Here is a 14,298-nt window from a genome sequence, read left to right on the forward strand (position 1 = left end):
ACCCCCGGTCTCAGTCATCGCCCACCGCCTCGGCACCCCCGGTCTCAGTCATCGCCCACCGCCTGGATCGGCCCCCACGCGAACGTCGTGCCGCCCCGGTGTGCCCGTACGCGTCCGACGACGTATCCCCCCGCCGCCGTGAGCACGCCCGCGACGATCGCGCCCGCCCGGCCCGCGCCGCCGGGTCGGGCCAGGGCGGCGTCGCGCAGCCCGCGGGCGATTCCGGCGGGCAGGACGCGGGTGGCGTACCGGCGTTCGGACTCCAGCCCCTTGCCCGCGCCCACGCTCCGCGCCACCAGTGCCTTGGACAGGCCCTCGGCGTAGGCGCGGGTGCGGAAGTAGGCGAAGCGCTCGCGCGGGGCGGGCACCCGGTGGTGGACCACCGCGCGGTCGTCGAGGAGGAGCACCGCGTCGGGCCGGGCGCGGCTGAGCCGGATGCACAGCTCCGTCTCCTCGCCGCCCAGGGGGCGTCTGCCGTCGTCGCGGCCGATGCCGGTGGCGAAGCCGCCCGCCGCGTCGAAGGCGGTACGGCGGAAGGAGGCGTTGCCGCCGAGGACGTTGCGCACCCGGGCCCGGCCGGGCGGCAGGCCACGGTAGGTGCAGCCCACCACCCAGTCGAACTCCTCCGGGAACCAGACGGGCCGCCGCCCCGACGCCCAGACCGGCACCGTACGGCCGCCGACGGCCAGGACGCGCGGGTCGGCGTACGCCTCGGCGAGGTGGCGCAGCCAGTCGCGTTCGGCCACGGCGTCGTCGTCGAGGAAGGCGATGACGTCGCCGTGGGAGGCGGCGACGCCGGTGTTGCGGCCGGAGGACAGCCCGCGCGGGCCCGCGTTGGCGAGGACCCGCACGTCCGCCGCATGCCGGTACTCCCCCGCCAGCCGGTCCAGCAGCGGGGGATGGTGGTCGACGACGAGGAGGGTCTCCAGGGCGGGGCGGGACTGCGCCCGTACCGAGGCGACCGCCGCGAGGATGTCGTCCCAGCGGTCCTCGGTGTACACGCAGATCACGACGGAGATCACGACGGGGCTGCCGGGACCGCTCAAGACGCCTCTCCCCGCACCGCGTCGACCAGGGGCGACGGGTGCGCACGGCGGCGCAGCGCACGCCGGTTGGAGCGCTCCCCGAGGATCACCCTCAGCACCCGCAGCCCGTCCCGGACCGCGCGCAGGTTGCTGGTGCCGTGGATGCGGAGGTACTCGTGGCTCGGTATCTCCTGCACCCGCAGTCCCGCCTTCACCACCCGGATGTTCATCAGGGTCTCCACCTCGAAGCCGGTGCAGTCGAGGTCGATGTGGTCCAGGCAGTGCCGCCAGAAGGCGTTGTAGCCGTAGCAGAGGTCGGTGTAGCGGGCGCCGAACTTCCGGTTGACCACCGCGCACAGGGCGCGGTTGCCGAGTTTGCGGACGAAGGTCATGTCGTCGGTGCCGCCGCCGTTGGCGAAGCGGGAGCCCTTGGCGAAGTCCGCGCCCGAGACCAGGGCGGAGACATAGCTGACGATCTCACCGCCGTCGGCGGAGCCGTCCGCGTCGACCATCACGATGATGTCTCCGGTGCACGCGGCGAACCCGCTGATCAGCGCGTCGCCCTTGCCCTTGCCCCGCTGGGGGACGACCCTCACCTCCGGCCACAGCTCACGGGCCACCTCCACGGTGCCGTCGGTGGAGTCGCCGTCCACCAGGACCACTTCGTGTATCCAGCCGGGCAGTGACTTGAAGACGTAGGGAAGGTTCTCGGCCTCGTTCATGGCGGGGATCACCACGCTCACCGGCGGCGCGATGGCCAGGTGAGAGGAGACGGGCCGGTAGGCGGCGGCCGTTCGCGGGTTCTGTGGCGAAGCGGCCGGGGGCAGAACGGAACTCATGGGTCTGGTCCCTCTCGTCCGGTGGACCGCCCGCCCCCTGGCTGGACGGCCCGGCTCTTGGTCCGGTTCGAAAGGGGGGTTGTTGGCACTGGCAAGCTCCGGCCCCCGCAGAACGGCGGCCGGTCGCGCGGCTCGTCCCGGCCGCCGCACCGCGCGCCGACCGGGCACGGCACCCCCCTGCCGCGCGCGCCCTGGAAAAGGGCCTCACAGGTGTGTTGGTCTGACCGTCACCGTCGGCCCGTTCGGACCTTGCCCACTTTCTTCAGTATCTTGTCCGCCGGTTCGAACAGCCCCGGTCGGGACACCACCGCGTTCCGCAGGGCGCGCACCGGCGCACGACGTGCCCGATGTCCGACCGCGACGGGATGACGTCTGGTCACCCACCCCTCCGACACCAGGATTTCCCGTGTCTTGAGGGAATCCTTGTATTCCTTCTGACCCCGGCCCAGGTCGAGATGGGCGATCCCCTCGGCGGCGGCCGCCTCGGCCATCCGCAGATGCAGAATCAGCCCGGGCGAATACTTCGCGTACGCCGGGTCGTACGCCGGGAACCAGCAGGCGAGCACCCGCTCACCGCGCAGTCCGAAGTGCGCCGCCACCGGACGGCCGCCCGCGGAGAGCACCGACAGGACCCCCGCGAACCGGTCGGCGCGGGTGTGGAACAACTGCCGTACCAACTGGGTGATCCAGTCGTGGGCGAAGCGGTCGCTGCGTCCGGTCCTGCGGTACTGCGCGGACTTCCACTCCATCAGCGTGTGCAGCACGGCCGGGTCGCGCTCGTCGTGGACGTACGCCACCTCGCCCGCGTCCCGGCCCAGCCTGCGCTCCTTGGCGAGGGTGGTCCGGGTGAACTTCGGGGAGCGGGCGCGCAGGTGCGCGAGATAGGTCTCGTATCCCCGCTCGACGTCCATGACCGGGGACGGGAAGGTGCCGGAGGCGCCCGCCTCGAACGGCCGCTGGCCCGCCACCAGGTGGTCGAACTCCCAGACGGACAGCCCGCAGGCCCGCAGCAGCTCCCGGGCGTCCCACTCGAAGCCGGGCCGGTGCACCACGCCCTGGGCGTCGGAGACCCCGAGCCCGACGGCCCGGCCGACCCCGGCGGCGGAGCGCTGGAACGGGAAGAAGGCGACCGGATCGCCGTCCTCCCGTACGACCGCGATCCGCACCCCGCGTCGACAGCGGCCCACGGCGAGGGTGAACTCGGGGGACAGGAACGGGTTCGCCAGCGGCGAGCCGTGCGGAGGGGCCCCGGCCTGCAGCGCCGTCCACGCCGTCCGGTCGGCGCCGGTCAGTTCGCCGGGGCGGTACACGTCGATGTCCACGTCACTCGCCCCGTCTTCTCGCGGCCCGGTCGCGCAGCCGCAGCAGCAGGACCAGCAGGAGGATCAGGGCGCTGACCACGGTCACGGCCATGAGTCCGCCGGTCACCGACCACCGGTGCACGGTGAGCAGGGTCTGCGCCACCAGCATGTCGACGACGACCGCGCCCGCCAGCGCGACGAGCAGTCTGCCCATGGGGTCGAGGCCGCGCAGGGCGGCACCGATCGCCGTGGCCGGGGCGGCGAACAGGAAGAACAGGGTGAACGGGCCGCGCAGCGGCGAGCCGGAGTCGCGGAAGGCGAGAGCCGCGCCGATGCCCCCCACGGCCGTCGCGGCGCCCGCGAGCAGCGGCACCAGGTCCCTGCCCGGTCCGGTCCGTGCCCGCTCGGCGTCGTCCACTGCCGGTGTGCCTCTGCTGGGTGGGTCGGTTGATGGTGACTTGATGCGTATCGTCTGCATTGGCGACTTTGCCCCCCGAAGCGCCGGATGCCGGGCTTCAATGTGGCGCAGGGCGGCAAGGGCCGTCAAGGACGTGATGGGGGCGCTCCGAGGCAACTCACCGCGCAGTCAGGGGAGTTCCCCGGAGGCGCCGTGCCGCCTCCGGGGAACCCTTCCGTCACCTACCGCTCAGCGGTGTCACGGGACGATGCGCAGGAGCCGGTTCGGCGAGCCGCTGCCGGGGCTGGTCACCTTGCCGGTGGTCGCGCCCGCGATGAGCGCCGAGGCGACCTGGGCCGGGGTGGCCGAGGTGTGGCCCGCGAGGTAGACCGCCGCCGCACCGGCGACGTGCGGGGTCGCCATCGACGTACCGGAGATGGTGTTCGTCGCGGTGTCGCTGGTGTGCCAGCCCGCCGTGATGGACGAGCCGGGGGCGAAGATGTCCAGGACGGAGCCGTAGTTGGAGTAGCTCGCGCGGGCGTCCGTGCTGGTGGTGGCGCCGACCGTGATCGCCTCGGAGACCCGGGCGGGGGAGAAGGAGGACGCGTTGGCGCTGCTGTTGCCCGCGGCGACCGCGTAGGTCACCCCGCTGGCGATGGAGTTGCGCACCGCGTTGTCCAGGGTGGTGGAGACGCCGCCGCCGAGGGACATGTTCGCCACCGACGGGCCCGAGTGGTTGGCCGTCACCCAGTCGATGCCCGCGATGACGCCCGCCGTGGTGCCGGAGCCGCTGTTGTTCAGCACCCGGACCGCCACGATCTTCGCCTTCTTGGCGACGCCGTACGTCGTCCCCGCGACCGTCGTGGCCACATGGGTGCCGTGGCCGTTGCCGTCCTGGGCGACGTTGTCGCCGTCGACGGCGTCGTAGCCGTTGACGGCCCGGCCGCTGAGCTGGGAGTGGCTGATCCGTACGCCGGTGTCGATGACGTATACGGTCACGCCGCCGCCCGCGCTGTCCGGGTAGGTGTAGGTGCCCGACAGCGGCAGCGAGGCCTGGTCGATGCGGTCCAGGCCCCAGGGCGCGTTGGTCTGGGTGGCGTTGAGCTGGACGCGCTGGTTCTGCTCGACGGAGGCCACGGCCGGGTCGGCGGCGAGTCTCCGTGCCTCGGACGCGGAGAGGGTGGCGGTGTAGCCGTTCAGCGCCTTGCCGAACGTCTTGTCCACCGTGCCGCCGTACTCCTTGACGAGGCTCTTGCCCGCGCTCGAGGAGGCCTTGAGCCCGGCTGAGTTCTTCAGGGTGACGATGTAGCTGTCCTTGACGGCGGTGGGGGAGTCGGCCGCGAGCACGGTGCCCTGGGCCGGTGCGGCCTGGGCGGGAAGGGAGGTGAGCCCGCCCACGAGGGCGGCGGTCGCCAGGCCGGTTATCGCGGCGAGCCGCACTTTCTTGCTCCGCAGTTGTGCCATTACGAGGGAGTCCTCCTCAAGGCGGCGCACGCCGGGGTGGGGCGGGCGCGTGTGGGGGGTGCACGCGTCTTCGCGCGCACGGCCGGGAGCGTCGCGTTCCACTCGGGGCCGGGATCAAGACTGAGGCCGTTACCCGCTGGGAACAAGAGACTTGAACGCCTGTCAACAAATCTGTCATGAGCACGTAATCGAACGAGCGGTGAACGGGTTGGGCCAGAGGGGGGCAGGCGGGAAAATTTTTGGCATGGACACTACCAGTCAACACGCGTAGCTGGTACCAAAGTCAAGGCAGAGATCCTGCTAAAGGGAGGTTCCATGAGACGTTCCCGACTTGTCGCATTCCTGACCTCGACACTCCTCGCGGTCGCCGCGGTTCTCACCGGAGCCACGGCCGCGCAGGCCTCCGAATCCGCCGCGACCGGCTATGTCGCGCTCGGTGACTCCTACTCCTCCGGCGTCGGCGCGGGCAGCTACATCAGCTCCAGCGGCGACTGCAAGCGCAGCACGAACGCGTACCCCTACCTGTGGGCCGCGGCCAACTCACCCTCGTCGTTCAACTTCACCGCCTGCTCGGGCGCCCGAACGGATGAAGTTCTCGCCGGACAGCTCACCCCGCTCAACTCCGGCACCGGCCTGGTCTCGATCAGCGTCGGCGGCAACGACGCGGGCTTCGCCGACGTCATGACGACCTGTGTGCTCCAGTCCGACAGCAACTGCATCTCCCGCATCAACACCGCGCGGGCGTACATCGACTCCACCCTGCCCGGCAAGCTCAACAACGTGTACTCGGCGATCCGCAGCCGGGCCCCGTCCGCCCACGTCGTCGTGCTCGGCTACCCCCGCTTCTACAAGCTCGGCACCACGTGCCTCGGCCTGTCGGAGACCAAGCGCAGCGCCATCAACCAGGCCTCCGACCACCTGAACAGCGTCATCGCCCAGCGCGCCGCCGCCTACGGCTACACCTTCGGCGACGTGCGCACCACCTTCACCGGCCATGAACTGTGCTCCGGCGCCGCCTGGCTGCACAGCGTCGACTGGCTCAACATCGGCAACTCGTACCACCCGACCGCCAACGGCCAGTCGGGTGGTTATCTGCCCGTCTTCCGCAACGCCGCCTGATCCTCCGGGCCGTTCGAAGCCCCTCAGGGGCTGTATGACGCGGAGGCCCCGTCCGTCGGGGTCTCCGTCATGCACGTCACCGAGAAGGCGACCGCGTTCGACGTCGCCTCCACCGGTTCGCGCACCTCGACGGTGATCTCGTTCTCAAACGTCCCGCTGTCGGTGTGCGTCGTCACGACCACCTGGTCCTGCCGGGTCCGCTCACCGCCCGCCGGGAACGACAGCGTCCGCCACCCCGGGTCGGAGACCTCGCCGTCGGACGTCACCCACCGGTAGTCGACCTCCGCGGGCAGCCGCCCCACCGTGAACGTCGCCGTGAACGCGGGCGCCTCCGCCTCGGGCGGCGGACAGGGCCCGGAGTACTCGGTGTTCCCTCCCACGACACTGACGTGCACCGACTGCGGCGGGGCCGCGGTGGTGGGGTCCTCGGCGCTGGGGCTCGGCGTCGGCGTCGGGGTCGGCTCCTCGCTCACCTCGCCACCGCCGCCCGCCTCGTCGTCGGTGGTCGCGGACGGCGACGCCTGCCGCCCCGTCTGCGTGCTCGCCCCCTCCCGCCCCCCGCCGTCGTCGTCACCGCGGTTCAGCAGCGCGTACGACAGCCCGCCGATCGCCAGCGCGAGCGCGACCACGCCCGCGATCAGCACGGCGGCGGTACGACGGTCACGGCCGGGCGGAGTCGTGGTCGTGGCCGTCGCCGGGGTGGGCGTGGTCGGCGCGGGTGAGGGCGTGGGCCGCGTCGGCGCCGTCGGCTGCTGATGGGCGACGACGGTCGGGGCGTACGCCGTCGCGCCCGCCGTGTCCGCACGGGGCGTCCCGCCCGCGCCGATCAGCCGCAGATCCTGCTCGGCCCGGTCGGCGGACAGCCGCTCCGCCGGATCCTTGCGCAGCAGCCCCGCGATGACACCGGCCAGCGGACCGGCCCGGTGCGGCGGCGGCAACTCGTCGTCCACGATCGCGCGCAGGGTGTTCAGCGGGGTGTTCTGGCGGAACGGGGAGTTGCCCTCGACGGCCGCGTACAGCAGCACCCCGAGCGACCAGAGATCCGACTCGGGGCCCGGCTTGCGCCCCAACGCCCGCTCCGGGGCCAGGAATTCCGGCGAGCCGATCACCTCGCCGGTCATCGTCAGCGCCGAACTGCCCTCCACCGTGGCGATACCGAAGTCCGTGAGCACCACCCGGCCGTCGTTCGCCAGCAGCACGTTCGCGGGCTTCACATCCCGGTGCAGCACCCCGGCCTCGTGCGCGGCCCGCAGCGCGGCCAGCACCTCGGCGCCGACGTGCGCCGCCCGCCGCGGCGGCAACGGGCCCTCCGCCTCCAGGAGTTCGGCCAGCGAGATCCCGCGGACCAGCTCCATCACGATCCAGGGGCGCCCCTCCTCCGTGGCGACGTCGTACACCGTCACCACGTTGGGGTGCGAGACCCGGGCCGCGGCCCACGCCTCGCGCTCCAGCCGGGCGTACATCCGCTCCACGTCGGCGGTGGGCAGCCCATGGGGCGCACGGACCTCCTTGACGGCGACCTCACGGGCCAGCACCTCGTCACGGGCGCGCCACACGGTGCCCATCCCGCCCTCGCCGAGCGGGGACAGCAGACGGTAGCGTCCCGCGATCACACGTGCACCGCCCGGGGTCTCGGTCACGGGCACCCCCCTTCGCATCGGCATCGGCCGCATGGCGCGAATCTCCCTTTCCTCACAAAGTAGCTCAGCCGAGTGCGGATGCCGCCCCCCTGAGCACCAATCCAGCCCCCAGGGCGACGACGACGAACGCGGAACCGAGCGGCGCCGCCCGGCGTACCAGGGCGGCGACCGGACCGGCGGTCCAGCGCGGGCGCCGGTTCAGTGCGCGGGTCACGCCCCCGCCGACCTTGACCACCGCGAACCCGGCCGCGGTGAGGGTGAGGGCGAGACCGGCGCCGTACGCCACGACCAGCAGCAGCCCGAACCAGGCGTGCCCGAGCGCCGCCGCGCCGACGAGCACCACCACGGCCGACGGGCTGGGCACGAGCCCGCCCGCGAAGCCGAGGAGGAGCGTGCCGCGGAGGGTGGGGGTGGTGGGGTGGGTGTGGGTGTGGCCGCCGTGGGTGTGGGTGTGGCCGTGTTCGTGCTCGTGCTCGTGCTCGTGTTCGTGCTCGTGCGGGTGCGGGTGCGGGTGCGGGTCGTGTCGGTTGCGCAGGGCCCGGCGTACGAGGGCGGCGCCCGCGACGGTCACCAGGGTGCCGCTCGCGATGCCCAGCCAGGCGAGCACCGAGGGGGCCGCGGCGGAGCCCGCCGTGACCAGGAGGCCGAGGGCGACCACGCCCAGGGTGTGGGTGACCGTCACCGACGCGGCCAGCGGCAGGACGTGCCGCGGCCGGGCCCGCCCGCCGTGGGCCGCCGCGGTCGCCGCCATCAGGGTCTTGCCGTGGCCCGGGGCGAGCGCGTGCATCGCGCCGAGGCCGGTCGCGACGACCAGGGCGAGGGCGGCGAAGCCGACGGTGAGGTCCTGGCGGGCGACCAGGGAGTCCAGGGCGCGGGTCCAGCGGTCGGCACCGCGCGGGAGGACGGAGGCGGCGGGGGCGTCCCCCGCGTCCGGCTGCTCGGCGAGGGGCGGGCCGCCGGGGCGCACCCGCAGGGACGCGGTGGCGGTGTCGGCGGGGGAGGACAGCAACTCCGCCGGGTAGGCGGACAGTTCACGGGACACCGACCGCGTCGGCACGTCCGACGCCGTGAGCGTCATACGGTCCCCCCGCGCCGTGATCTCGCGCCAGCCGGGCCCGGAGCGGTCGCCCGCGGCGCGGAAGCCGACGTCGGTCACGGTGTCGCCCTCGGGGAGCGGGGCGCGCAGCGCGCACCGCACCCGCAGGGTGTCGAGCCCCGCCTGACCGGGCCGCACGCGCGCGTGGCTGGCGGTCACGGTGAGCGGGACCGTCCGCCCGCCGACGGAGACGGAGCTGTCCCGCGCGGCCGTCGCACACCGCCGCCGCGCCCACTCGGCGAGACCCAGTCGCTCGACGTCCGGTGCGGCCTGGGTCGCGGGTATCTCGGCGAGGTCCTCGACGTGCCGGACGCGCAGGGCGCCGGGGGCGGCCACCAGGCCGTCGTAGCGGTTGACGGTGAAGTTGCCCAGGGGGTGGGCGCTCGCGGCGGGGGCGGGCACCAGGAGGAGCGCGACGAGCGCGGTGAGCAGGGCGGTGGCGGTGGCGCAGGCGCGACGGGGGCTCATCGGGCGGCCTCCTTCAGCGCCTCACGGGCCTCGCGGGCGCCCAGCGGGGAGAAGCCGGGGTTCAGCTCCAGGGCCGCCGTGAGGGAGGCGCGGGCCCGCTCCCGCTGACCGGCGGCGCGTTCGATCATGCCGCGGTGGTAGAGGAAGGTGGCGTTGCGGTAGCCGGTCGCCGTGGCCCGGCGGGCGTACCGCAGGGCCTCCTCGTGCCGTCCGTCGCGGTGCAGGGCCCAGCCGAGGGCGTCCGCGGTGTGCACGGTGCGGCGGCGTTCCCACTCGGCGCGGGCGGCGCGCAGGGCGGCCTTGGGGTCGCCGTGGTCGGCGGCGGCGAGCGCGGTGTCCAGGTCGGCGTTGACACCGCCCGCCCGCGCGAGCGCCGTCCAGGCCTCGACGAGCGCGTACTGCTCACGCGCCCGCGCCCGGTCGCCGCCCGCCTCGTACAACTCGCCCAGCGCGACCAGCGGCCCGGGCAGGGGCGCCCGCGCGACGACCCGCTCGAGCCCCTTCACGGCCGCCGCCCGGTCGCCGCTCGCGGCCTGGGCCCGCGCCCGCCCCTCCAGCGCGGGCAGATAGGCGTCGTCGGCGGCCAGGGCACGGGCGTAGTGGGTGAGGGCCGTGTCGTGGTCGCCCTGGCCGAAGGCGAGCTGGCCGAGGGCGGTCGCCACGTACGCGATGTCCCCCGGTGACCTCGCCGAGCCGAGCGCCTGCTCCAGGACCCGCCGGGCGGTGCCCACGTCACCGCGCAGTTCCCGCACGTACGCGTACCGCGTGAAGACCGGGATGCCGGGGCGCCGGTCGTCGGCGGTGTCGGCGGCCTTCGCCGCGTCGTCGTAGCGGCCGAGTTCCACCAGGGCGTCGATACGCGTGGCCAGCGCGCGTTCGCTGTACGGGTTTTGCGCCAGCGCCCGGTCGGCGTACCGCAGCGCGCCCGGGAAGTCGTGCCGGGCCGCGGCGAGGGCGGCGTGCCCGGCCAGCGCCTGGTCGTTGTCCGGCCGCAACTCCAGGGACCGGTCGAGGGCCCGCCGCGCCCGCGGGTAGCGGGCGGGGTCGCCGTCCGTCCTGGCCTGCTCGACGTAGGCCAGACCGAGGGTGGCCCAGCCGGTGAAGTCCTTGGGCTGCGCCTTCAACCGCGCCTGCAGCGCGGCGACGCTCGCGTCCAGATCGTCACCGGTGGCAAGCTGCGCCGCCAGCGCCCCCGGCAGGGCGGCCGGACTGGCACCCCGCACGTCGTCCTCGAGATTGCCGACAGCGAGCGACCCGGCGGTCAACGCCACCGCCAGCAGCACCCCACACCCCGCCAGCCACCCGACCCGCTCTCTCAACCCTGCCTCCGCGGGCATGCCCTCTCTCCTCGCTTCGTCGAAAGATGACCCGCGCCCCCGAAGGGGCGCGGGGAACTGCGCGACCAGCCACGACGGCGCCGCACTGGCTCGACGGCACCGCCCGGCTTCAAGCGGAGTGCCTACGCATCCGGCGCCACCACAGCAGCCCGGTGCCGATGAGCAGCACACCCAGCGCGCCCGCGCCCGCGGAGGCGGCGACCAGGGTGGTGTCCTCGGAGGAACCCCCGGACCTCGCGACCGGGCTCAGCGCGTCGCCGAGTTCGTTGCGGACGTCGTTGCCGCCGGAGGTGCCCTTGGCGAGCGGCCCGCGGGAGCCCTCGGTCGGCAGGGCGACGTAGGGGAAGGCCTTCTCGAACTTCTTGTCGTTCTTGTCGACCGCGTCGCCCAGGTCGTTCTTCTGGCCGAGCAGCTCGCCCTCGACGACCTGGAGCGCCGCGTCGAGCACGTCGTCGGTCAGCCGACGGCCGTTCGGGAAGCCCGCGTTGTCGCCGTCGAGCACACCGAGCCGCTTGGGCTTGGCGGTCGGCTTGACGGAGGTGTTCAGGCGCAGTTGCTCCGACGGGCGGACGTGGGGCGGCTGGTTGAGGCCCTCGACGCCCTTGAGGAAGACGTCGACGAGGTCGTTACGGGGCTCCGCGGGCGCCGGGATCTTGTAGATCGCCTCGATGAGCTTCGGCAGCTCCGGGTGGGTGACGTTCTTGAGGAACTGGCCGTCGTTCCACGGCGCGTCCGCGTTGAAGGTGTCCTTGTCCTTCAGCGGGTTGACGACCTCGTTCACCAGCGGGTTGCCCAGCCGCGACACCTGCGTGAAGTGACCCTGCGCGTTCTTGCGCTGGGTGGTCGACCAGATCCCGACGATCGGCTGCTCGGCCGACTCGGCGATCATGTGGGTCGGTATCTGGAGGGCGATCGAGTTGACGTTGTAGCCCTTGAGGGTGTCGTTGCCGACCTCGCTGAGGTTCCCGCCGTACAGCAGGTCGAAGACGCGCAGGTCCAGGAAGAACGGGTCGTCGGCCTGCCCCGCGAAGGCCGTGACGCCGCCCCCGATCTCGTGCACCGCCTGCTTGCGCAGCGTGGCGTAGTCCGGCATGGACGCCTTGCCGACGTTGGACGGCGCCACCGCCACGTCGTCGGCGATCTTCGTCCGGGACACCAGCCGCTGCTCCTTCAGCTTGAGCAGTTCGAGGTCGTAGGTCTGGGTGATGTTGAGGTCGGGATCGTCCAGACTCTCGACCGGACCGGTGTTGTAGAGGAACGTCTTCTCGTTCTTGACGTGCGTGTCGAAGGTGAAGCGGTACAGCAGCTCGCCCTGCGCGTCACCGTTGTTGTCGATGTGCAGGTCGTACTGCGCGTCCTCGGCGAACGGGTAGAAGTTCGGTCCGCCCGCCGGTTCCTCGAAGGGGGTCCAGTTCGCGACGATCGTCGTCGTGTCCGGCTTGTCCGGGCTGACGAACGCGTACACGTCCGTGTTGTCGTACTGGGGTGTCCCCGAGATCAGCGGTGCCTCCCGGTGGCTGGAGGCGTTCGCCGCCCCCGGCTCGAGCGCGGTCACGCCGGCGGCTGCGAGCCCCCCGGCGGCCAGCGCACCGCACACGAGGGTCGCGAGGCCCTTGCGTCCCGCCCCACTCCTGGAATTAGGTGTCATGCCGTCCGTCCTCCGTGCCAACTTGCCTGACGCACAGGGGTTCGGAGCCCGGGGGGAGGCGGATTGGTCCGGCCGGAAATTGATTTGGCCTCCGCCGGACTCGCGTTTTGCGCGCGCCGATCCGTAACCCCATCCGGAGGTGTGTTCGGTGCGAATGCCTGGTGTGACGGGACCGAGCCGGTGCGGCCGGGGTGAGGGGGAGCGGGTGGAGGCCGAGGAACTGCTGCGGCGGGTCGCCGGGGGCGACCAGCGGGCGTTCGAGGAACTGTACGGCCTGGTGTCCGGACCGGTGTTCGGGCTGGTGCGCCGGGTGGTGCGGGACCCGGCGCAGTCGGAGGAGGTGGCCCAGGAGGTGCTCCTGGAACTGTGGCGGTCCGCCGCCCGGTTCGACCCGGGCCGGGGCAGCGCGCTCGCCTGGATCCTCACCGTCGCCCACCGCCGGGCCGTGGACCGCGTGCGCAGCGCCCGCGCCGCAGGTGAGCGCGAACAGCGTGACGCCCTGCGCTCCGAACCCCGCGCCTTCGACCAGGTCTCCGAAGAGGTGGAGGCCGGGCTCGAACGGGAGTGGGTACGCCGCTGTCTGGACCGGCTGACGGCGCTGCAGCGCCAGTCCGTCACCCTCGCCTACTACGACGGCTACACCTACCGCGAGGTGGCCGAACGGCTCTCCCTGCCGCTCGGTACCGTCAAGACCCGGATGCGCGACGGACTCACCCGTCTGCGGGAGTGCCTGGGGGGTGCCGCATGAGCCTGATCGACCGGCTGCTGCGCCGCGGGGACGCGCACTCGTTGGCCGCGCCCTACGCGCTCGACGCCCTGGAACCCGCCGAACGGGTCCGCTTCGAGAAGCACCTCGCCCGGTGCCCCCGGTGTGCCGCCGAGGTACGGGCGCTGTCCGAGGACGCGGTGCGCCTGGCCTGGTCCACGGCCGCACCGGCGCCGCCCGCCCTGCGCGACCGGGTCCTGGCCGCCGTACGCACCACTCCGCAGGAACCGGCACCGGCGGTGGGACGGGACCGGGCCGCCGGGCAGTTGCCGCCGCATGTGTGGGGCACCGAACCGCCCCCGGCACGCGCGCGTGCGCCCCGGGCGCGCCCCCTGTTCGTGCCGTTCGCCGCCGCCACCGCCGCCGCGGCGCTGGTCGTCGCCGCGCTTTTCGCGGTCCAGGCGAACCGCACCCAGGACCGGCTCAGCGCCGAGCGGGACCGGGCGCGTGAGATCGCCCACGTTCTCGCCGCGCCGGACGCGCGGGCCGACACCGGACGGGACGACCGGGGACGCCGTATCGGAGTGATCGCTTCCGCGTCGGAGGGGCGTGCGGTGGTGACCTTGAGCGGATACGGTGCTCCGCCGGGCGGCCGAGTGCATCAGCTGTGGCTCATGCGCCCGGGCGTGCAACCACGCTCCCTCGGCCTCTTCGACGGCGACACGCCCCTGGTCGCCTCCGGCCTGGAACGGTCCGCGACCTCACTCGCCGTGACCGTCGAACCGGACGGGGGGTCACCTCAGCCCACCAGCCAGCCGGTTGTCCAACTCGCCCTGGAATCGGTCGGATTCGGAGAGTAATCGGCGGGGAGTCGTCAACACCCTTGTGGGGAAGGTGAATCCTGTGACCGCGATACACGGGTGCCCGGGCGGGGCGATAGGGTTACCCTGCCCGGGCCGGGTGGACTCGTACGGGTGGGGAGTGACATGGAACAGATAACAGTGCGCAGCAGGGCGAGGGTCCCTGCGATCACGTGCGGGAGCAGCGCGACCAGTTCGCGGCTCGACCGCCATCTCGCGGTGCTGGCGGGTCCCGCCATACCGCAGCAGGAGGCGGCCGAGGCGACTTCGCTGATGCGGGAGATCACCGCCCGTGACACCGCTCAGCGGCGCAGTGACCGGGGTGCGCGCGTGCGGCGGGTCTCGCTGTTCGCACCGCTGCGCCGACTGCGCCGTTCACTGTTCGGAGGCCGCTGACC

Annotated in this window: 13 protein-coding genes; 4 read left to right on the forward strand and 9 right to left on the reverse strand. The window is 73.1% G+C overall.

Translation table 11 applies throughout. The features are described from left to right. Window positions 1–44: 44 nt before the first annotated feature. From ACFVQG_RS21935 to ACFVQG_RS21955, 5 genes are all read right to left on the reverse strand, one after another. A complete protein-coding gene (locus tag ACFVQG_RS21935; RefSeq protein WP_383385839.1) occupies window positions 45–1,046 on the reverse strand; it encodes a glycosyltransferase family 2 protein in 1,002 nt (333 codons plus the stop codon). Continuing rightward, window positions 1,043–1,864, reverse strand: coding sequence for a glycosyltransferase family 2 protein (locus ACFVQG_RS21940; protein WP_383385842.1), 822 nt, complete (start codon window positions 1,862–1,864; stop codon window positions 1,043–1,045). Before ACFVQG_RS21940 ends, ACFVQG_RS21935 begins: the two co-directional genes overlap by 4 nt. A 227-nt stretch (window positions 1,865–2,091) precedes the next feature. After that, window positions 2,092–3,186 (reverse strand): GNAT family N-acetyltransferase, encoded by a 1,095-nt coding sequence (locus ACFVQG_RS21945; RefSeq protein ID WP_383385845.1) that lies wholly within the window; start codon window positions 3,184–3,186, stop codon window positions 2,092–2,094. A 1-nt stretch (window position 3,187) separates the two neighbouring features. Beyond that, window positions 3,188–3,583, reverse strand: a complete 396-nt coding sequence (locus ACFVQG_RS21950; protein ID WP_383385848.1) for a hypothetical protein — start codon at window positions 3,581–3,583, stop codon at window positions 3,188–3,190. 237 nt (window positions 3,584–3,820) lie between these two features. Then, complete coding sequence (locus ACFVQG_RS21955) at window positions 3,821–5,026, reverse strand: S8 family peptidase (protein ID WP_383385851.1); 1,206 nt, start codon at window positions 5,024–5,026, stop codon at window positions 3,821–3,823. A gap of 315 nt (window positions 5,027–5,341) precedes the next feature. On the opposite strand from ACFVQG_RS21955, the gene ACFVQG_RS21960 reads away from it, so the two are divergent. Further along, window positions 5,342–6,145: an SGNH/GDSL hydrolase family protein gene (locus ACFVQG_RS21960; protein ID WP_383385854.1), complete on the forward strand. Its 804-nt coding sequence runs from the start codon at window positions 5,342–5,344 to the stop codon at window positions 6,143–6,145. Between the two features lie 23 nt (window positions 6,146–6,168). Here ACFVQG_RS21960 and ACFVQG_RS21965 read toward each other — a convergent pair whose 3' ends face one another. From ACFVQG_RS21965 to ACFVQG_RS21980, 4 genes are all read right to left on the reverse strand, one after another. Then, the gene (locus ACFVQG_RS21965) at window positions 6,169–7,803 is read right to left on the reverse strand and encodes a serine/threonine-protein kinase (protein WP_383387029.1); all 1,635 of its coding nucleotides are present in this window, start codon (window positions 7,801–7,803) and stop codon (window positions 6,169–6,171) included. A gap of 46 nt (window positions 7,804–7,849) precedes the next feature. Then, window positions 7,850–9,349 carry a nickel transporter gene (locus ACFVQG_RS21970; RefSeq protein ID WP_383385856.1) on the reverse strand — a complete coding sequence of 500 codons (1,500 nt, stop codon included), beginning with the start codon at window positions 9,347–9,349 and terminating at the stop codon, window positions 7,850–7,852. Further along, window positions 9,346–10,686 carry a tetratricopeptide repeat protein gene (locus tag ACFVQG_RS21975; RefSeq protein WP_383385860.1) on the reverse strand — a complete coding sequence of 447 codons (1,341 nt, stop codon included), beginning with the start codon at window positions 10,684–10,686 and terminating at the stop codon, window positions 9,346–9,348. Before ACFVQG_RS21975 ends, ACFVQG_RS21970 begins: the two co-directional genes overlap by 4 nt. A 109-nt stretch (window positions 10,687–10,795) precedes the next feature. Continuing rightward, the gene (locus ACFVQG_RS21980) at window positions 10,796–12,334 is read right to left on the reverse strand and encodes a DUF4331 domain-containing protein (RefSeq protein WP_383385863.1); all 1,539 of its coding nucleotides are present in this window, start codon (window positions 12,332–12,334) and stop codon (window positions 10,796–10,798) included. Window positions 12,335–12,539: 205 nt separating this feature from the next. Here ACFVQG_RS21980 and ACFVQG_RS21985 point away from each other — a divergent pair, with 205 nt between their 5' ends. From ACFVQG_RS21985 to ACFVQG_RS21995, 3 genes are all read left to right on the forward strand, one after another. Then, window positions 12,540–13,082, forward strand: coding sequence for a sigma-70 family RNA polymerase sigma factor (locus ACFVQG_RS21985; RefSeq protein WP_383387032.1), 543 nt, complete (start codon window positions 12,540–12,542; stop codon window positions 13,080–13,082). Beyond that, the gene (locus ACFVQG_RS21990; protein ID WP_383385866.1) at window positions 13,079–13,900 is read left to right on the forward strand and encodes an anti-sigma factor domain-containing protein; all 822 of its coding nucleotides are present in this window, start codon (window positions 13,079–13,081) and stop codon (window positions 13,898–13,900) included. Before ACFVQG_RS21985 ends, ACFVQG_RS21990 begins: the two co-directional genes overlap by 4 nt. Window positions 13,901–14,026: 126 nt before the next feature. Continuing rightward, window positions 14,027–14,296, forward strand: a complete 270-nt coding sequence (locus ACFVQG_RS21995) for a hypothetical protein (protein ID WP_383385869.1) — start codon at window positions 14,027–14,029, stop codon at window positions 14,294–14,296. The last annotated feature ends 2 nt before the right edge of the window (window positions 14,297–14,298 follow it).

Origin of the sequence: Streptomyces sp. NPDC057877 (genome assembly GCF_042796855.1) — a bacterium.
GTDB lineage: Bacteria > Actinomycetota > Actinomycetes > Streptomycetales > Streptomycetaceae > Streptomyces.

What these genes read in the sequence shown, in the direction of transcription:
- ACFVQG_RS21975 (WP_383385860.1), bottom strand. Translation starts at nt 10,686, where the DNA reads ATGCCCGCGGAGGCAGGGTTGAGAGAGCGGGTCGGGTGGCTGGCGGGG.
- ACFVQG_RS21960 (WP_383385854.1), top strand. Translation starts at nt 5,342, where the DNA reads ATGAGACGTTCCCGACTTGTCGCATTCCTGACCTCGACACTCCTCGCG.
- ACFVQG_RS21940 (WP_383385842.1), bottom strand. Translation starts at nt 1,864, where the DNA reads ATGAGTTCCGTTCTGCCCCCGGCCGCTTCGCCACAGAACCCGCGAACG.
- ACFVQG_RS21955 (WP_383385851.1), bottom strand. Translation starts at nt 5,026, where the DNA reads ATGGCACAACTGCGGAGCAAGAAAGTGCGGCTCGCCGCGATAACCGGC.
- ACFVQG_RS21970 (WP_383385856.1), bottom strand. Translation starts at nt 9,349, where the DNA reads ATGAGCCCCCGTCGCGCCTGCGCCACCGCCACCGCCCTGCTCACCGCG.
- ACFVQG_RS21995 (WP_383385869.1), top strand. Translation starts at nt 14,027, where the DNA reads ATGGAACAGATAACAGTGCGCAGCAGGGCGAGGGTCCCTGCGATCACG.
- ACFVQG_RS21990 (WP_383385866.1), top strand. Translation starts at nt 13,079, where the DNA reads ATGAGCCTGATCGACCGGCTGCTGCGCCGCGGGGACGCGCACTCGTTG.
- ACFVQG_RS21965 (WP_383387029.1), bottom strand. Translation starts at nt 7,803, where the DNA reads ATGCGAAGGGGGGTGCCCGTGACCGAGACCCCGGGCGGTGCACGTGTG.
- ACFVQG_RS21980 (WP_383385863.1), bottom strand. Translation starts at nt 12,334, where the DNA reads ATGACACCTAATTCCAGGAGTGGGGCGGGACGCAAGGGCCTCGCGACC.